This window comes from Tessaracoccus pujii, from assembly GCF_055326215.1.
In genome coordinates this window covers 232,267-250,157 of sequence record NZ_JBUZNP010000005.1, presented here as the reverse complement: position 1 = coordinate 250,157, position 17,891 = coordinate 232,267, and the positions used below count along the sequence as shown (strand labels likewise).

General features: G+C 70.3%; 18 protein-coding genes. 8 read left to right on the top strand and 10 right to left on the bottom strand.

What is annotated here, in order from left to right; all coding sequences use genetic code 11:
- Positions 1–86 precede the first annotated feature (86 nt).
- From tkt to ACZK5N_RS09500, 3 genes are all read right to left on the bottom strand, one after another.
- A complete protein-coding gene (tkt, locus tag ACZK5N_RS09510) occupies positions 87–2,141 on the bottom strand; it encodes a transketolase (RefSeq protein ID WP_459019047.1) in 2,055 nt (684 codons plus the stop codon).
- A 129-nt stretch (positions 2,142–2,270) separates the two neighbouring features.
- A complete protein-coding gene (locus tag ACZK5N_RS09505; RefSeq protein WP_459019046.1) occupies positions 2,271–2,780 on the bottom strand; it encodes a phosphoribosyltransferase in 510 nt (169 codons plus the stop codon).
- Between the two features lie 9 nt (positions 2,781–2,789).
- Positions 2,790–3,323 (bottom strand): GNAT family N-acetyltransferase, encoded by a 534-nt coding sequence (locus tag ACZK5N_RS09500; RefSeq protein WP_459019045.1) that lies wholly within the window; start codon positions 3,321–3,323, stop codon positions 2,790–2,792.
- A 53-nt stretch (positions 3,324–3,376) separates the two neighbouring features.
- On the opposite strand from ACZK5N_RS09500, the gene ACZK5N_RS09495 reads away from it, so the two are divergent.
- Positions 3,377–4,186, top strand: coding sequence for an aldose epimerase family protein (locus ACZK5N_RS09495; protein ID WP_459019044.1), 810 nt, complete (start codon positions 3,377–3,379; stop codon positions 4,184–4,186).
- Between the two features lies 1 nt (position 4,187).
- Here ACZK5N_RS09495 and ACZK5N_RS09490 read toward each other — a convergent pair whose 3' ends face one another.
- From ACZK5N_RS09490 to ychF, 4 genes are all read right to left on the bottom strand, one after another.
- Positions 4,188–4,592: an NUDIX hydrolase gene (locus ACZK5N_RS09490; RefSeq protein WP_459019043.1), complete on the bottom strand. Its 405-nt coding sequence runs from the start codon at positions 4,590–4,592 to the stop codon at positions 4,188–4,190.
- A 35-nt stretch (positions 4,593–4,627) separates the two neighbouring features.
- The gene (locus ACZK5N_RS09485; protein WP_459019042.1) at positions 4,628–5,056 is read right to left on the bottom strand and encodes a CBS domain-containing protein; all 429 of its coding nucleotides are present in this window, start codon (positions 5,054–5,056) and stop codon (positions 4,628–4,630) included.
- Between the two features lie 62 nt (positions 5,057–5,118).
- Positions 5,119–5,958 (bottom strand): serine O-acetyltransferase, encoded by an 840-nt coding sequence (gene cysE / locus ACZK5N_RS09480; protein ID WP_459019041.1) that lies wholly within the window; start codon positions 5,956–5,958, stop codon positions 5,119–5,121.
- A gap of 114 nt (positions 5,959–6,072) precedes the next feature.
- Complete coding sequence (gene ychF / locus ACZK5N_RS09475; RefSeq protein WP_459019040.1) at positions 6,073–7,146, bottom strand: redox-regulated ATPase YchF; 1,074 nt, start codon at positions 7,144–7,146, stop codon at positions 6,073–6,075.
- Positions 7,147–7,595: 449 nt separating this feature from the next.
- Between ychF and ACZK5N_RS09470 the strand changes: the two genes are divergently transcribed.
- The 4 genes from ACZK5N_RS09470 to ACZK5N_RS09455 are packed head-to-tail and all read left to right on the top strand — an operon-like array spanning position 7,596 to position 11,404.
- Complete coding sequence (locus ACZK5N_RS09470; RefSeq protein WP_459019039.1) at positions 7,596–8,546, top strand: siderophore ABC transporter substrate-binding protein; 951 nt, start codon at positions 7,596–7,598, stop codon at positions 8,544–8,546.
- Between the two features lie 7 nt (positions 8,547–8,553).
- Positions 8,554–9,570, top strand: a complete 1,017-nt coding sequence (locus ACZK5N_RS09465) for an ABC transporter permease (RefSeq protein WP_459019038.1) — start codon at positions 8,554–8,556, stop codon at positions 9,568–9,570.
- Positions 9,567–10,544 carry an iron chelate uptake ABC transporter family permease subunit gene (locus ACZK5N_RS09460; protein WP_459019037.1) on the top strand — a complete coding sequence of 326 codons (978 nt, stop codon included), beginning with the start codon at positions 9,567–9,569 and terminating at the stop codon, positions 10,542–10,544. The genes ACZK5N_RS09465 and ACZK5N_RS09460 overlap by 4 nt, the downstream gene beginning before the upstream one ends.
- Complete coding sequence (locus ACZK5N_RS09455) at positions 10,541–11,404, top strand: iron ABC transporter ATP-binding protein (protein ID WP_459019036.1); 864 nt, start codon at positions 10,541–10,543, stop codon at positions 11,402–11,404. Before ACZK5N_RS09460 ends, ACZK5N_RS09455 begins: the two co-directional genes overlap by 4 nt.
- Here ACZK5N_RS09455 and ACZK5N_RS09450 read toward each other — a convergent pair.
- A complete protein-coding gene (locus tag ACZK5N_RS09450) occupies positions 11,401–12,666 on the bottom strand; it encodes a M18 family aminopeptidase (protein WP_459019035.1) in 1,266 nt (421 codons plus the stop codon). The genes ACZK5N_RS09455 and ACZK5N_RS09450 overlap by 4 nt on opposite strands.
- A 92-nt stretch (positions 12,667–12,758) precedes the next feature.
- On the opposite strand from ACZK5N_RS09450, the gene ACZK5N_RS09445 reads away from it, so the two are divergent.
- The gene (locus ACZK5N_RS09445; RefSeq protein ID WP_459019034.1) at positions 12,759–14,282 is read left to right on the top strand and encodes a DNA recombination protein RmuC; all 1,524 of its coding nucleotides are present in this window, start codon (positions 12,759–12,761) and stop codon (positions 14,280–14,282) included.
- An 18-nt stretch (positions 14,283–14,300) separates the two neighbouring features.
- On the opposite strand, the gene ACZK5N_RS09440 is transcribed toward ACZK5N_RS09445, so the two are convergent.
- A complete protein-coding gene (locus tag ACZK5N_RS09440) occupies positions 14,301–14,585 on the bottom strand; it encodes a hypothetical protein (RefSeq protein ID WP_459019033.1) in 285 nt (94 codons plus the stop codon).
- 252 nt (positions 14,586–14,837) lie between these two features.
- Here ACZK5N_RS09440 and ilvA point away from each other — a divergent pair, with 252 nt between their 5' ends.
- Positions 14,838–16,103 (top strand): threonine ammonia-lyase IlvA, encoded by a 1,266-nt coding sequence (gene ilvA, locus ACZK5N_RS09435; protein WP_459019032.1) that lies wholly within the window; start codon positions 14,838–14,840, stop codon positions 16,101–16,103.
- A 4-nt stretch (positions 16,104–16,107) separates the two neighbouring features.
- Here ilvA and ACZK5N_RS09430 read toward each other — a convergent pair whose 3' ends face one another.
- Entirely contained in the window at positions 16,108–17,082 is a 975-nt protein-coding gene (locus ACZK5N_RS09430) for a 4-hydroxy-3-methylbut-2-enyl diphosphate reductase (RefSeq protein WP_459019031.1), read from the bottom strand.
- A gap of 41 nt (positions 17,083–17,123) precedes the next feature.
- Here ACZK5N_RS09430 and ACZK5N_RS09425 point away from each other — a divergent pair, with 41 nt between their 5' ends.
- Entirely contained in the window at positions 17,124–17,876 is a 753-nt protein-coding gene (locus tag ACZK5N_RS09425; protein WP_459019030.1) for a hypothetical protein, read from the top strand.
- Positions 17,877–17,891 lie beyond the last annotated feature (15 nt).

Below are 17,891 nucleotides of genomic sequence, written 5' to 3'. Positions count from 1 at the left end.
GCCATGTCACCACCGCAGGGCCGGGAGACGCTCGACGGCGGCGCCCCGGGAGGGAACGCCGCCGTCGAGCGGTGCGGACGTGGCTTTCAGAGGACCGACTTCGCGGTGGCCACCACGTTGTCCACCGTGAACCCGAACTCCTCGAAGCACTTGTTGCCCGATGCCGAGGCACCGAAGTGCTCGATGCTGACCGAGGCGCCCTTCGCGCCGAGGTACTTCGACCATCCCATGGCGATGCCGGCCTCGATGCTGACGCGCGACGTGACGGCCGCGGGCAGCACGGACTCTTTGTACTCAGGCGTCTGCTCGTCGAACCACTCCTGGCAGGGCACGGACACCACGCGGGTGGCGATGCCCTCGGCCTGCAGCGCGTCCTGCGACGCCAGCGCCAGCTCCACCTCGGAGCCGGAGGCCAGCAGGATGACCTGGGCCTCGCCGTCTGCCTCGCTCACCACGTAGGCACCGTTGGCGACCCCCTCGGCGGAGGCGAATTTCTCGCCGCGCGGGATGGTGCGCAGGTCCTGGCGGGACAGGATGATGCCGGCCGGGCGGTCCGCGCGGCGCAGGATCTCGCCCCACGCCACGGCGGTCTCGTTGGCGTCCGACGGGCGCACGACGTCGAGGCCGGGGATGGCGCGCAGCGACGCGAGGTGCTCGATGGGCTGGTGCGTGGGACCGTCCTCGCCTACGCCGACGGAGTCGTGGCTCCACACGAAGATGGTGGGCACCTGCATGATCGAGGCGAGCCGCACGGCCGGGCGCATGTAGTCCGCGAACACCAGGAACGTGCCGCCGTAGGCACGGGTGAGGCCGGAGAGGTTGATGCCGTTGAGGATGCCGCCCATGGCGTGCTCGCGGATGCCGAAGTGCAGCGTGCGACCGTAGGGGTGGCCGGGCCAGTCGTGCGTGGCGCGCTCCTCCGGCAGGAAGCTGGGCTCGCCCTTCATCGTCGTGTTGTTCGAGCCCGCGAGGTCGGCGGAGCCGCCCCACAGCTCGGGCAGCTGGGAAGCCAGAGCCGAGAGCACCTCACCGGACGCGGCGCGGGTGGACTTCTTGCCCTCCTCGAACACCGGCAGGCTCAGGTCCTCGGGCAGCTTGCGGGCGGCGGCGCGCTTCAGCAACGCCACGCGCTCGGGGTTGGCGGCTGCCCAGGCGTCGAACTTCTCGTCCCACGCCGCGCGCGCGGCGCGGCCCCGCTCCGCGGCGTTGGCGCGGGCATGGTCCACGATCTCCTGGTCCACCGCGAACGGCTCAGGGGCGAAGTTCAGCAGTTCCTTCATCGCGGCGATCTCGTCGCCGCCGATCTTCGAGCCGTGCACGGCATGCATGCCCTGCTTGGTGGGCAGGGGCCAGCCGATGACGGTGGTCAGCTTGATGAAGCTGGGCCTGTCGGTGACCGCCTTGGCGGCCTCGATGGCGGCGTAGAGGGCGTCCATGTCCTCGCGGTACTCGGTGCCGCCGTGGGTCCAGTCCACGCTCTGCACGTGCCATCCGTAGGCCTCGTAGCGGGCGTTGACGTCCTCGGTGAACGAGATGTCCGTCTCACCCTCGATGGTGATGCGGTTGTCGTCGTAGATGAGGGTGAGGTTGCCGAGATTCTGGGTGGCGGCAATCGACGACGCCTCGGACGAGATGCCCTCCTGCAGGCAGCCGTCACCGGCGATGACGTAGATCTGGCGGTCGAAGACCGACTCGCCGACGGCGGCTTCGGGGTCGAACAGGCCGCGCTCGCGGCGGGCCGCCATGGCCATGCCGACGGCGTTGGAGATGCCGGCGCCCAGCGGGCCGGTGGTGCATTCGACGAACTTCGTGTGGTGGTACTCGGGGTGGCCAGGGGTCTTGGAGCCCCAGGTGCGCAGCGCCTTCAGGTCATCCAGCTCGAGCCCCAGGCCCGCGAGGTACAGCTGGGTGTACTGGGTCAGCGACGCGTGCCCCGCCGACAGCACGAAACGGTCGCGACCCAGCCACAGGTCGTCGGTCGGGTCCGTGTTCATGACCTTCTGGTAGAGCAGGTAGGCCACAGGGGCAAGGGAGATGGGGGTGCCGGGGTGCCCGTTGCCCACCTTCTCGACGGCGTCGGCGGCGAGGATACGGGCGGTGTCGACGGCCCGGGAATCCTGTTCGGTCCACTCAAGAGTCACGTTGTTGTTCCTTACTGGAGATGTGGCACGAGGCCGCGCCGGAATGCCGCCAAGACTATCGTGCGCCCTGCGTGAGATGGCCTGGGTTCCCATCCGTTGCCACGGCTTCCCGCCAGGTTGGGCAGATGCTCAGCGGGGCTCCGCTGCCGTCACCGGTGGCTCCGCGGACCACGGGAACACGATCCACTCGTCGGTCTGCTTCCACACGTAGTCCGGCTCGACGAGGGTGCCGGACTTGGCGTAGAGCACCGCGCTGCGCACCTCGGCGCCGAAGCCGCGCAGCAGCTTGATCACCAGGCCCAGGGTGCGTCCGGAGTCCGCCACGTCATCGACGACGAGGATCCTGCGGCCGGCGATGGATTCGGTGTCCAGCATCGGCGCGAGGAGGATGGGGTCCGGCAGCGTCTGGTGGACGTCGGTGTAGAACTCGACGTTGATCACGTCGGTGAGTTTGACGCCCAACGCGTAGGTGAGCCCGCCTGCCACCGGCATGCCGCCGCGGGCCACGGCGACGATGATCGCCGGCCGGAATCCGGACCCCGCCACCATGCCGGCCAACTCGCGTTGGGCCGCCCCGAAGCCCTCCCAGGTCAGGATCTCCTTGTGGGTGAGGTCGGTCGCGTCAGCGTGGAAAGCCATGCCGACATGCTAGTGCGAGCCGGGCGCGCCGGCCCGGTCGGGCCCCGGCGCGCCGAGGACCTGGGTCATGAACACCACGTCCAGCCACCGGTCGAACTTGCGCCCCACCTCCGGGAGGCGCCCGGACTCGACGAAGCCCAACGCCCGGTGGAACGCCAGCGACTCCTCGTTGGCCCCGTCGACCACTCCCACCATGACGTGCACGCCGCGCCCCCGCGCGTAGTCCAGCAGCGCCAGCATCAGCATGCGGCCCCCGCCGGCGGCGCGGCGGCCGGAGCGGATGTAGACGCTGTGCTCTTTCGTGTGGGCGTAGCCGGCCAGGGGGCGGAACTGCGAGTAGCTGGCGAACCCGATGACCTGGTCGTCGTCCTCGAGGACCAGCACCGGGTGGTCGCTGCCGGTGAGCCGCTGGAACCAGGCGCGCCGGTCCTCCAGCGTCACCGGCTCGAGGGCGTAGGAGGCGGTGGTTCCCACACCCGCCTCGTTGTAGATCTCGGTGATGGCCGGCAGGTCTCGGGGCTGGGCGGGACGAATCGTCGGCATGGCCACATCGTATTGGGCTGCCGCGTGCGTGTCGCGGGGGTAGCGTGCCGGGCATGACCATTCACGAGCTGCATGGCGCCTGGGGTCGCGGCCGGGTCTCGGAGCTCGGCGGGTGCGTGCTGTCCTGGGCGCCCGAGGGTCGCGGCGAGATGCTCTGGATGGCGCGCGAGGCCCAGCTGCGGCCGGGAGAGATGTGGCACGGCGGCATCCCGGTGTGTGCGCCCTGGTTCGGGGTGGGCACTGGCGAATTCGCCGTGCCCTTCCCGCACGGCCTGGTCTCGCGGGTGACGTGGGAGACCGAGCTCGTGGAACAGAGCGACGAAGGCGCCAAGGTGGTGCTCGTCCTCGGGTCCCCCGGCGTGGCGCACCTGCCCGGGGCTGAGCTCTACCCACCGGACCTCGACTACCGGCTGGACGTGCGAACCGGGCGACGGCGGCTCTCGGTCGAGTTGACCGTGACCAGCCCCACGCGCGACGTCGTGGCGGATGTCGCGCTGCATCCCTACTTCGCGGTGGACGCCGGCCGTGCCGTCGTCGCGGGGCTTGAGGGCGTGTCGTTCCGTGACTTCGCCGTCGATGCGGCCGCCGATGTCGAGGACGCCCCGGTGCCGGTGGGCCGGCACGTGGACCGGGTGTACCGCGGGGCTCCAGCGACCATCCTGCGCGACGGCTCATGCGACCTGCGGCTGTCCGCCGACGGGGCCGCGAACGTCGTGGTGTGGAACCCCGGCCCGGGTGGCGCTCAGGTGGCCGGGGGCGGATGGAGCGGGTTCGCGTGCGTGGAGTATGGCTGCGTCCAGGGCGACGCGGTGAGCATCCCGGCGGGCGGCAGCCACACCATCGCGCTGCGCGTCGAGGTGTGAGTCACAGCAGCGGAGCGATCGCGTCGGTGTAGAGCGGCGCCAGCGTGCGGTCCGTCCGGGCCACGGCCTGGAGTGGGTCCGACCAGCGAACGGCGTCGATCTCCGCAGCGGGCAGCACCGGCCCGACGACGCGCTCAGGCCAGGAGAACACGTGCGCCACGACGACATGGCCCGGCTCGTTGGCGGCGGCCGCCTCGAAGAGTCCGAGTGGCTCAAGACGCGCCGGGTCCAGGTGCAACCCCAATTCCTCGCTCACTTCGCGGGCTCCGCACTCCTCCGGCGACTCCCCCGGCTCGGGCTTGCCGCCGGGGTTCATCCACATGGTCGTGCCCCGCTTGCGGACCAGGAGCACCGCCCCGGACGCGTCGCGCAGCACCACGGCGGTCACGTGGATGCGTCGCTCCATGCGGGCGGGGTGACCCGTGCCTGGCGCGCCGGCGGTCAGCTCTGCACGTACTTGATGAGGTGCTCCTGCTCGGTCTGCAGCTGATCGATGCGGCTCTTGACGATGTCGCCGATGCTGACGATGGCCACGAAGTGGCCCTCCTGGACGACGGGCATGTGCCGCGTCCTGAACTCGGTCATGGCTGCCGCGACGCTCGCGAGATCGTCGTCGGGCACGCAGACGTGCACGTCGCGGTCGAGGATCTCACCGATGGTGGCGTCCAGGGCCGCCGCGCCCCGCTCGGCGAGGGCGCGGACCACGTCGCGTTCCCCGGCGATACCGGTGACGCTCTGGCCGTCGTCGGTGATGACGACGGCGCCGATGCGGTTGTCGGTGAGGAGCTTGACGAGGTCCGCGACGCTCTGGTCAGAGCGGGCGGTGATGACAGTGGAGCCCTTGCTGGCGATGACGTCGGTGATGCGCATGGTTCACGGTATCGCCGGCGGTGGGGAGCGCGGTAGCTATTTCGCTGAAAGAGGCCGATCGGTTACTGGCCCTGCGGGACGGCCTCGCGTCGGCCCGCATCATCCAGGTCGTCGATACTCTGATCCATCTCGAACGCGGGCAGGGCGCACGCCGGAATGTTGACGATCTTGGCAGGGACCCCCGCGACGGTGGTGTGCGGGGGGACCTCGTGCAGGACGACCGATCCGGCGCCGATCTTGGCGCCCTCTCCGACGCGGATGTTGCCCAGGACCTTCGCCCCGGCGCCGATCATCACGCCGCGGCCGATCTTGGGGTGACGGTCGCCCCCCTCCTTGCCCGATCCACCGAGCGTGACCTCGTGCAGCATCGAGAAGTCGTCCTCCACCACTGCGGTCTCGCCGATCACCACACTGGTTGCGTGGTCGAACATGATGCCCTTGCCGATCCGCGCTCCCGGGTGGATGTCGACGGCGAAGACCTCGGAGATGCGGCTCTGCAGGTAGAGCGCCAGCGGCTTGCGGTCATGCATCCAGTAGAAGTGCGCCACCCGGTAGGCCTGGATGGATTGGAACCCCTTGAAGTAGAGCAGCGGGTTCGCGTAGCCCGGGCACGCGGGGTCGCGGCTGACGACGGCCTGCAGATCAGCACGGATGGCGCGCTGGATGCACTCGTCGTCGAGGATCACGTCGTGGATGATGTCGCGCAGGCTGAGCGCAGGCAGGGTGGTGTTGTCCAGCTTCGCGGCCAGGATCAGGCTGAGCGCGTCCTCCAGGTCCGGTTGGCTGAGGACGACGGTGTGCAGGAAGCCGGCGAGCAGCGGCTCGTGCGCTGCCGCCTCTGCGCACTCGCGCTTGATGGCCTCCCAGATCTGATCGTCGGGGACGATGAGTGTGGGATCCATGGGGGTCTCCTCAGCTGGGCTACATCTGCCAACGTTACCCACCTGCGTCGGCCGCGTCGCCCCCGTCCGCTGACGGCGAACCTGAGGCGTCCCTGGGGTATGCGGCGTACGGCGTCACACGTTGAAGCGGAACTCGACGACGTCGCCGTCCTGCATCACGTAGTCCTTGCCCTCGAGGCGCATCTTGCCGGCTGCCTTCGCGGCCGCCTCCGAGCCGGCGGCCATCAGGTCCTCGAAGCCGATCACCTGGGCCTTGATGAAGCCCTTCTGGAAGTCGGTGTGGATCACCCCGGCCGCCTCGGGCGCCGTCGCCCCCTTGGGGATGGTCCAGCCTCGCGACTCCTTCGGGCCGGCCGTGAGGTAGCTCTGCAGGCCGAGGGTGTCGAATCCGACACGCGCCAGGACATCGAGGCCCGGCTCCTCGACGCCCATCTCGGCGAGGAACTCGCGGGCCTCGTCCTCCTCCATCTCGACCAGCTCGGATTCGAACTTGGCGTCGAGGAAGATCGCCTCCGACGGCGCCACCAGCTCCCGCATGCGGCCCTTGAGGTCGTCGTCGCCGAGCTCATCCTGGTCGCAGTTGAAGACGTAGAGGTAGGGCTTGGCCGTGAGGAGGAAGAGGTCGCGGAGTTCCTCCACGTCGAGACCCGCGGCACGCACGCCCTTGCCGTGCTCGAGCGCGTCCTTGGCGGCCTGGTAGGCGGCGAGCCTCGGCTGCGACTCCTTCTTGATCCGCGCCTCCTTCTCCACCCGCGGCAGCGCCTTCTCGACTGTGGCGAGGTCCGCCAGGATCAGCTCGGTGGCGATGGTGTCGATGTCGTTGGCCGGATTGACCTCGCCGTCGACGTGCGTGACGTCCTCGTCGTCGAACACCCGGGTCACCTGACAGATCGCGTCGGCCTCGCGGATGTTGGCGAGGAAGGCGTTGCCCATGCCCTCGCCCTGCGAGGCGCCTTTCACGATGCCGGCGATGTCGACGAAGCTCACCGTCGCGGGCACGATCCGCTCCGACCCGAACAACTCCGCCAACTTCGGGAGGCGCGGGTCCGGGACACCGACAACGCCGACGTTGGGCTCGATCGTCGCGAATGGGTAGTTCGCCGCGAGCACGTTGTTGCGGGTGAGCGCGTTGAACAGGGTCGACTTGCCGGCGTTGGGGAGACCGACGATCCCGATGGTGAGTGCCACGAGGGACGAGCTTACCGGGCGCGCCGCGCCCCACCGAATGAGCCGGACACGGCTGTCGCCTGGGGCTTGAGCCGGACACGGCACTCGACGCGGCGCATGAGCCGGACACGGCACTCAGTTCGGGGGCATGAGCCGGACACGGCACTCGACGAGCTATCCGGCCAATGGCAACGTTCTCAGCCAGATGAGCCCTGGATGCGGCTCAATCAGCTTCATCGACAGCCGTGTCCGGCTCATGCACGGGCACCGACAGCCGTGTCCGGCTCATGCACGGGCACCGACAGCCGTGTCCGGCTCACGTCGCCCTCCGACGACGGGCCGCGACCTCGGCAACCGCACCCACGCCGCCGACGTGGGGACTGAATTTGGACAGCGTTGCGTTGCCAATTTCATACAAGTTAGGGTTGCCTTAGTCGACTCCCCCTGTCAGTACCACCCAAAGGTTCGATATGCCGCTCACCCGCCTCACCGGCGCCGCCTCCGCACTCATCCTCCTCTCCCTCACCGCCTGCGCAGGCCAATCGGCCGCCGACGAGCCCGCCGCGAGCGGGGACCCCATCACCATCACCCACACCCAGGGCCAGACCACGCTCCAGGGCCCCGCCCAGCGCATCGTCGTCCTGGACCTCGGCGCCCTCGACACGCTGCGCGCGCTCGGCGCCGAGGACAGCGTCGTGGGACTCACCAAGGGCGCCGCTCTCCCCGCAGCCCTCGCCGACTTCGACGACGACAGGTACGCCGACGTGGGCACCGTGAAGGAACCGGACCTCGAAGCGATCGCAGCACTCGACCCGGATCTGGTCATCGCCGGCTTCCGCACGGCGGGGCTCGTCGAGGAACTCTCCCGGAACTTCCCGACGATCGACGTCACCTACGACGCCACCGCCATGACGTTCTACGAAGGCATCGAGTACTCCACCACCGTCGTCGCGCAGACGGTCGGCAAGGAGGCGGCAGCCGCCGACGAACTGGCCGAGGTGCAGGAAGCGCTCGACGCCGCCCAGGAGAAGGCTCCGGCGGGTGACACCGCCATGATCCTCATGACGAGCGGCGGCAAGGTCTCCGCCCAGGGCACGGGGTCCCGGTTCGGGCTCGTCCACACCGAACTGGGTCTCGAGCCCGCCATCAGCGACGTCGAGGTGGAGGCCCACGGCGAGGCCATCTCCTTCGAGGCCATCGCAGAGGCCGACCCCGACCACCTCTACGTCGTGGATCGCGACGCGGCCATCGGCCAGGAGAGCGAGGCCGCCGAGCAGGTGCTCGACAACGACCTCGTCGCCGGCACCACCGCCTGGTCCCAGGACAACGTCACCTACCTCGACGGGGGACGCTGGTACATCATGATCCACGGCGTCGACAACGCCGTGGAGATGCTGAACGAAGCCGTCTCGGCGTTCTGACGCGCCTGTGACCTCCACCTCGAGCGCCACGCTCCGGAGGCCCGCCGGCCAGTCCCCTGCCTGGGGCTGGCTCGGCGCCCTCGCCGTGCTGCTGGCGTTGTCGGTGGTCTCGCTGTCTGTCGGTGCCGCCGACCTGGCGCTGACCGACTTCCTGACCGGCGGGGCCACCGCTGAGGACTGGCGCACCCTCACCGTCTCCCGGATTCCCCGGACCGTCGCCGTCCTTCTGGCCGGCGCGGCGCTGGCGCTGTCCGGCATGCTCATGCAGATCCTCGTGCGCAACCGATTCGTCGAGCCGGGCACGGTGGGCACCTCCGAGTCCGCGGGCGTCGGCATCCTCATCGCCGTCCTGCTGGTCCCGGGAGCCCCACTGGTGGTGAAGATGCTCATCGCCGTGGTGACGGCGCTGGCCGGCACGGCCCTGTTCCTGACGCTGGTGCGCTCGCTCCCGCCGACGGCGCCGGTGGTGGCGGTCCCGCTCGTGGGCATCATGCTCGCCGGCGTCATCGCCTCGGGCACCACGTTCGTCGCCTACCGGCTGGATCTGATGCAGACGATGGGCATCTGGATGCAGGGGGACTTCTCCGGCGTGCTGCGCGGTCGCTACGAGCTCCTCTGGCTCCTGGGCGGCGTGGCCGTGATGCTGTGGCTGTTCGCCGATCGATTCACCCTGGCGGGCCTCGGCGAGGACCACGCCACGGCACTCGGCCTGTCCTACAAGGCGACGCTCAACCTGGGCCTGGCCCTGGTGGCCGTCTCCAGCGCCATCACCCTCGTCGTCGTCGGCGGGATAGCCTTCGTCGGACTCGTGGTCCCCAACCTCATCGCGCTGTGGCGCGGCGACAACCTGCGTCGCAACATCGGTTGGACGGCGCTGGCGGGCTCCGGGTTCGTGCTGGTATGCGACCTCCTCGCGCGGACCCTCAACCCGCCCTACGAGATCCCCGTGGGCACGGTCTCGGGCGTGCTCGGCGGCACCGTGTTCCTCGCGCTGCTGCTCAGTGGACGGGTGGCCACCCGATGACCGCCGCGGCCGCCTCGGCCACCCGCCTCCTGCCGGGGCGTCGCGTCATCGTCGCGGCCAGCCTCGTGGCAGCGGCCACGGTGGCCTTCATGGCGCTCAACCTGACGGGCAACCTCGGCTTCATCCTTGAGCTCCGCGGCCGGAAGGTGGCCGCCATGCTGCTGGTCGGCTGGGCCACCGGGGTCGCCACGGTGGCCTTCCAGACGGTGACGAACAACCGCCTCCTCACACCGTCGATCATGGGCCTGGATGCCCTGTACGCCTTCATCCAGTCCCTGCTGGTGCTCCTGCTCGGCGTCACGCTCGTCGCCCAGGTGGGCTCCTCCACGATGTTCGCGCTCAACGTCGCGCTCATGCTCGCCGTGGCCTCCGGGCTGACCGGGGTCCTGTTCGGGAGGACCAGCCGCTCGGTGTACGTGGTGGTCCTCGCGGGCCTCGTCCTCGGAGCGGTCCTCCGCTCGCTGTCCTCCCTGGTGACCCGAATCCTCGACCCGAGCAGCTTCCAGGTGCTCCAGGACGCGCTGCTGGCCAGCTTCACCACCGTCAACCCGGACCTCATCTGGCCGGCCGCGGCCATCGTCGCCGGTGCCAGCTACTGGCTGTGGCGCCGGCGCGCCACCCTCGACGTCCTCACCCTCGGCCGCGACGCCGCCATCAGCCTCGGCGTCGACTACTCGCGCGTGGTGCGCCGCGTCCTGCTGGTGGCGACCCTGCTGGTCAGCGTCTCCACGGCGCTGGTGGGACCCATCACCTTCCTCGGCCTCATCGTCGCCGCGATCGCCTACCAGGTCAGCGGCACGGGGCGGCACGCCATCGTCATGCCGATGGCCGGGCTGCTGGGCGTGGGCGTGCTGGTCGGCGGGCAGACCGTCCTGGAACAGATCCTCCATCAGGCCACGGTGCTGGCGGTGGTCATCGAATTCGTCGGTGGCATCGCCTTCATTTGGCTCGTCATGCGGAAGGCCAAGCAATGATCACCATCTCAGGCGTGTCCAAGCGCTACGGCCGCACGATCGTCGTCGACGACGTCAGCCTCACCCTGCCCAGCGGTGGGCTCACCGCGATCGTGGGTGCCAACGGAGCCGGCAAGTCCACCCTGCTGTCGATGATCGCCCGCCTGCTCGGCACCGACGGCGGCACCATCACCGTCGGCGACCTCGACGTCGCGACGGCGGACTCCCGCGAACTGGCCCGCCGGCTCGCCGTGCTGCGCCAGACCAACGACCTGCAGTCCCGCCTGACCGTCGCCGACCTCGTCGGATTCGGGCGCTACCCGCACTCCGGCGGGCGCCTGACATCGGAGGACCGCGAGGTGATCGACCAGGCCATCGCCTGGATGGACCTCGACGACCTGCGGGACCGGTTCCTCGACGAGATGAGTGGCGGCCAGCGCCAGCGCGCGTTCGTGGCCATGGTGCTGGCCCAGGACACCGAGTACCTCCTGCTCGACGAGCCGCTGAACAACCTGGATGTCGCCCACGCCCACGCGATGCTGCAGACCCTGCGCCGGGCAGCCGACCACCTCGGCAAGACGGTGGTCATCGTGGTGCACGACATCAACTACGCCTCGTGCTGGGCCGATCAGATCGTCGCGATGAAGAACGGCCACGTCCGCGCGATCGGTTCGCCGGAGGTGATCGTCGAGCGCCGGCTCCTACGCGAGGTGTTCGACCTGGACATCGAGGTGGCGGAATTCCACGGCCGGCGCATCGCGCACTTCTACCTGCCGGTCCCGACCTGCGACAACTGCAGCGCCGCCTCCTGCGGCGGCTGCCGTCTGGACGATGAGCCAGGCCCGGTGCCGCTCACCCTGGATACGCGCACGTCCGCCTAGGCACCGGCCCAGTAGGCCGCGACCGCGCGGGCCAGGTACCAGGGGTCCTCCACGCCGCACAGCTCCCGGGCCGAGTGCATGCTCAGCAGCCCCACACCGACGTCGACGGTGGTGATCCCCAGCCGGGTGGCGGTGATGGGGCCGATGGTGGAGCCACAGGGCACCGCGTTGTTGGACACGAAGGCCTGGGTGGGCACGCCCGCCGCGTCGCACGCCCGCATCCACAGTGCGGCGCCGACGCCGTCTGTCGCGTAGCGCTGGTTGGCGTTGATCTTGAGCAGAGGGCCGCGGTTGGGCAGCGGCCGGTTGACGGGGTCGTGGCGGCCGGCGTAGTTGGGGTGGACGAGGTGGCCGGTGTCCGCGGAGATGCAACTCGAACGGGCCACCATCGCGCGGCTCGCGTCCAGCCCCAGCCCATATCCCGCAGCGATCCGCTCGAGCACGTCCTGCAGTACGGGTCCGCCGGCGCCGGTGGTGGTGTCGGATCCCACCTCCTCGTGGTCGAACGCCACGAACACCGCGACATCCGCTCCCGGCTGCACGGCGGCCGCGGCGGTGAGCGCCGCGTGGGTGCAGGCGAGGTTGTCCAGGCGCCCCGAGGCCAGGAACTCGCGCTCCACCCCGATCACGGCGGGGGGCTGGGTGTCGACGACGAACAGGTCGTGCAGCGCGACGTCCGCCGCGGTCAGGCCCACCAGCGCGGCCAGGTACTCCATGAGGTCCTGCCCCATCTCGACGGCGAGCACCGGCTGTGTACCGGTCTGCCGGTCCAGGGTGAGGGCGTCGTTGGCGGAGCGGTCCAGGTGGACGGCCAGCTGCGGGATGCGGGCGATGGCGCCGGTCCTGACCAGGTGGACCGTGCCGTCGCGGCTGACGAGGCGGCCGGCGAGGCCGAGATCCCGGTCCAGCCACGAGTTGAGCAGCGGCCCGCCGTAGACCTCGACGCCGAGCTGGGTCCAGCCTGCGCTCCGGAGCAGGGCGCCGGGCTTGACCTTGAAGCCGGGCGAATCCGTGTGCGTGCCGACGATCCGGAACCCCGCGTCGGGTCCGAGCTCCTCAGGCGCCACCCACGCCACGACGGCGCCGTCGCGCACCAGGAAACGACGACCGGCGACTCCACCCCAGGGCCGCCGGGGGTCCACCTGCTCGAAGCCCGCCTGCCTGAGCTGCACCGCGATCTGGTCCGCCGCGTGAAACGAGGTGGGCGACGCGGACACGAAGTCCATGAGGTGGGCGATGTGGTCCTGGGCGGAGTCGAGCATGCCCCTTACGGTAGCCCGGGCCGCCGAGACGTTCGGGCCCTCCTCCGGAGTGGCAGGGAGGAATTGTCGGTGGCCCCTGATTGAGTGGACCCATGGACGTTCTCGCCATCCTGCTCAGCCTCGTCACCCTCGTCGCCGGGGCCTTCGCCGGCTACCTCTACGGACGCCGTCGGGCCTCCGCGGAGGCCGGGCGCCAGGCCCGCACGGAGGAGCAGCTCGCGCTGTCGTCGGCGCGCCAGGAGGTGTCGCGGGCATTGGAGGAGGCCAGCCGTGCCCGCGCCGAGGCCGCCGCCGTGAGGTCGGAGGCGGCGCAGCATCTGGCCGAGAAGGCGGATCTCCGCACCGCGGCCATGGATGCGCAACGCCAGCTGGCGGAGGCCCGGGGCGAGACCGCCGGGGTCGCGGCTCAGGTGGCCGCCCTCACCGCCCAGCGGGACGCCGCGGTGCAGAAGGCCGCCGAGCAGGCGCAGGACCGCGAGGTCCTGTTGACGCAGTTCAAGGCGCTCTCCGCAGATTCCCTGGAGCGCCAGGGCAGGCAGGCCGACGAGGTGGCCGAGCACCGCCTCAAGGCCACCGAGCAGCTCGTCGGGCCCCTCGCGGACGGCCTCAGGCAGCTGCAGGAGAAGCTCCAATCGGTGGAGAAGGACCGGATCCGCATGGCGGCCGAGCTGGGTGAGCAGGTCCAGGCGGTGCGCCTGTCAGGGGACGCCATCCGTAAGGAGACCGTGAGCCTGAGCAACGCCCTTCGCAGCCCGCAGGTGCGCGGCGCCTGGGGGGAGCGGAGCCTCAAGCGCATCGTCGAGATTTCGGGCCTCACCGAGCGGTGCGATTTCGACGCCCAGGCCACCTACACGTCGGACGACGGTCGCTTCCGGCCTGACATGCGCATCAACCTCCCCGCGGGGAAGGTGATCTTCGTGGACTCCAAGGTGCCGCTCAGCGCGGTCCTCGAGGCCTACAACACTGAGGACGAGGACGCCCAGAAGGCCTACTTCAAGACGTTCGCCGGCCATGTCCGTAAGCACATCGATGATCTCTCGGGCAAGCACTACTGGCAGCTGGACCTCGGCTCCCCGGAGTTCGTGGTGCTGTATCTCCCCTCGGACGAGTTCTACCGGCTGGCGCTGGAGCAGGATCCTGCCCTCCACGACTTCGCCACCCGCCGCCAGATCGTCCTCGCCTCCCCCGGACTGCTCATCCCGCAGCTGCAGATCGTGGCCAACGGCTGGCAGCAGGTCTCCCTCGCGGAGACGGCCGGTCAGGTCTCCAAGCTGGGCCGTGAACTCTACGAACGCCTTGCCACCCTCGGCCAGCACTTCGACAAGCTCGGCCGCTCGCTGGGCAGCGCCGTGTCCAACTACAACAAGGCGGTGGGCGCCGTCGAGACGCGCGTCATGGTGTCAGCGCGCCGCTTCAAGGACCTGGGCGTCACCTCCGGTGAGCTCCCCGAGCTGGCCCCGGTCACCGAGACGGCGCGCGAGATCGCGGTGCCGGAGATGCTGGAGTTCGAGGACCTGCGCAGCCTCGAGCGGGCAGCGGTGGCAGACGAGGCGGAACTGCTGGATCAGCCGTCGGTTCGCCAGCTGCGCCGCCGTACCGGCACAGACGACGCCTGAGGCCGAACGCCCTGCCTGTCACCGTCCCGTCGGGTCGGCCGACGCAGCGGGCACGCCCACGCTGGACTCCGCCGTCGGCCGCGGTGCATCCTCCCTGGGCGCCCACGGCCGGGAGAGCAGGATCCCCGCGCACAGGCCCACGGCCACCAGCGCGAGGGATCGCGTGAGGATGCGCGCCCAGTCCGGCCCGTCGTCCACCACCTCCGGTTGGATCGGCTCGGGTCGCACCTGACCGACCGCACGCACCACATGCAGATCCGGCCTGGGAGCCTGCGTCCCTGCGCTCCGCAGTGGTGTGGGCATCCCCGAATCGGGTGGTAGGTCGCGCGTCCACGATCCGCCGCGTGCCGGCAGGCTGCGGGGCGCTCCCGGCGGCCTGAAGACCGTGTCGTCGGCGGGCGGATGCCCGGCCCACCCGGGGCCCCCCGGGTGGCCGCCGTCGATGCTCCGGGGCCTCGCCGCCGCCATCCCGCCATGGTGCCACCCCCAGGGGTATCGCACCAGAGCTACGGCGGGCTGTTGGCTCCGCGGGTGGCGGACCCCGACAATGGTCGGGTGAGTGCCCTGTCAGATCTTGCCGCCCAGATCCCCGCCGCCGCCGTGCGCCTCGATGGGGTCGCGCGTCGTACGCCCGTACAGCGCAACGCACGGCTGTCGAAGGCCACCGGCTCCGAGGTGTGGCTGAAGCGCGAGGACCTGCAGCCGGTGCGCTCCTATAAGTTGCGTGGCGCGTACAACCTCATGTCCCAGCTCACCGAGGAGGAGAAGCGGGCTGGCGTGGTGTGCGCATCTGCCGGTAACCATGGCCAGGGCGTCGCGTTCTCGGCCGCCGCGCTCGGCATCATGGCCACCGTCGTGGTCCCGCACACCACGCCCAGGCAGAAGCGCCAGCGGATCGTGGAGATCGGCCACGGCTTCGTCGAGCTCGTCCTCTTCGGGGCCAACTACGACGACGCCTCCGACGAGGCGGCCCGCCTGGCCGAGCGGGGCAAGGTGTTGGTGCCGGCGTTCAACGACCCGCGCACCGCCGCCGGACAGGCCACCGTCGTGGTGGAGGCGTTCGACCAGCTCGGCTTCGTGCCCGACGTGGTGGTCCTCCCTGTCGGCGGCGGAGGGCTGCTCGCAGGAGCGGCCGCCTGGCTGCGCAGCGCCCACCCCGAGGTCCGTCTCATCGGGGTGGAACCGGAGGGCGCCCCCTGCGTGGCGGCGGCCATCTCTGCGGGCCGCCCTGTGGTCCTGCACGACATCGACACGTTCGTCGACGGCGCCGCGGTCAAGCGCGTCGGCGACTTCACCTTCGAGGTCATCCGGGAGGCGCGCGTGGAACTGGTGCGGGTGCCCGAGGGCCAGGTGTGCTCCGAAATGCTGGAGTTCTATCAGACCGACGGCATCATCACCGAGCCCGCGGGCGCCCTCGCGGCCGCGGCCCTCCCCACCGGCGGCGTGGGGCCACGGGTGCAGATCCCCACAGGGTCACGCGTGCTGGTGCTGGTCTCCGGCGGCAACAACGACGTGTCGCGCTACGCCGAAGTGGTGGAGCGCTCGCTCATGCACGAGGGCCGCAAGCGCTACTTCCTCGTCGACTTCCCCCAGCAGCCTGGCGCGCTGCGCATGTTCCTCGATTCGGTACTCGGCCCAGAGGACGACATCACCTACTTCGAGTACGTCAAGCGCAGCAACCGCGACACCGGGCCGGCACTGGTGGGCGTGGAGCTGGGCAACCCCGGCGACTACCCGTTCCTGCTGCAGCGCATCGACGAGTGCGGCATGACGGCGGAGGAAGTGGCCTACGACAGCCCCTTCTTCCGCTTCCTCACCTGAGAGGTCAATGCCTGACGGCGCGACGCAGGTCCTTGCGCAGCTCCGGCGGCAGCGAGAACTGCAACGTCTCCTCGGTGAGCCGCTCCTCGACGGCGGGCGGGAAACCCAGACCCTGAAGGTAGTCCAGGACGCCCTGCACCAGTTCGTCCGGCACCGAGGCCCCCGACGTGACGCCCACGCTGGCCACGCCCTCCAGCCAGGCCGGGTCGATCTCGGCGGCGTTGTCCACGCGGTAGGACGCCTTCGCGCCCGCCTCCAGCGCCACCTCGACGAGCCTGACCGAGTTCGACGAGTTCTGCGAGCCCACCACGATCATGAGGTCACACCCGGGGGAGATCTGCTTGACGGCCTGCTGCCTGTTCTGCGTGGCGTAGCAGATGTCGTCCGACGGCGGGTCCATGAGCAGCGGGAACTTCTCGCGCAGGCGGCCGACGGTCTCCATGGTCTCGTCCACTGACAGCGTGGTCTGGCTCAGCCACGCCACGTTGCCGTGCTGCGGCAGCTCGAGGCCCGCCACGTCCGCGGGAGACTGCACCAGGATGGTCTGGTCCGGCGCCTCCCCCATGGTGCCCTCGACCTCCTCGTGACCGGCGTGGCCGATGAGCAGGATCTGGGTGCCCTCGGAGGCGAACCGCTTGGCCTCGTGATGCACCTTCGTGACCAACGGGCAGGTGGCGTCGATGGTCTTCAGCCCCCGCTCGGCCGCCTCCGTGTGCACGGCCGGAGAGACCCCGTGGGCGGAGAACACGACGGTCGCGCCCGTCGGCACCTCGTCGAGTTCCTCCACGAAGATGGCACCGCGCTGCTCGAGCGTCTCCACCACATGCTTGTTGTGCACGATCTGCTTGCGCACGTAGACCGGCGGCCCGTACAGGTCCAGCGCCTTCTCGACGGTGACGACGGCGCGGTCCACACCCGCGCAGTACCCACGGGGGGCTGCGAGGACGACGCGCTTGATGGCCGGGGCTTCGGTGGTCATGGCGCCCAGTCTAGGTGGTGGCCCGCCGGTACCCTAGCCGCATGCAATCGCCCCAGCTCCACGCCGTCGGCTTCGACTTCGAGTCCATGGACCAGCTCGTCAAGGCCGCCTTCGACGCCGGAGTGCGCGGAATCGACTCCGCCCCCGGCTTCGATCTGGTGGGCAGCTACACCGACCCCAGCGGGGCGAGGCTGAGCTTCGTCAAGCGAACGGGCCAGGGCGTCAGCACGACGGGGGCGCTGGCCTCGCATGCCCGCTACCGCGCCCAGGTGGTGCGGTTCACGGACCTGCTGGCCAGGGTCGCGCTGTACGGCGCGGAGGCACCCGGGCCGCTGCTGGCGCAGTTCGTCGCGCTGGTGGACGACCCGGTGGCCTACCCGCAGCACGAGCTCCGCGCCGACGGCCGATACTCCGTCGTGGAGCAGCTGACGGTGGGAGCCCTCGCCATCGAGGTGAGCGTCCACGCGGACGCGGCGGCCTTCGAGGCCTCCCCGGAGGCCCGGCCGGGGGGCGACCTGCGGATCGCTGCCGACGTCCTCATGTCCCCCAGCCTCCTGGCACTGCAGGCCGCCGCCATCCCCCCTGCTGAGGCCTCACCCGCCGTGCTCATGGGCGTGGAGGTGCTCAGCGTCGAGCGGCGCCGCAACACCCTGACCGGCGTCGAGTTCCAGTATGTGACCGGGCGTGGCGCGGTGGAGATCGGCTGCGCGGTGCCGGCGGGGGTCACCGTCGAGGTCGGCAACATCATCCACGGCACCTGGTACGCCACCTGCAGCTCCGGAATGTGGGACTGACCGTGACCGGGATCC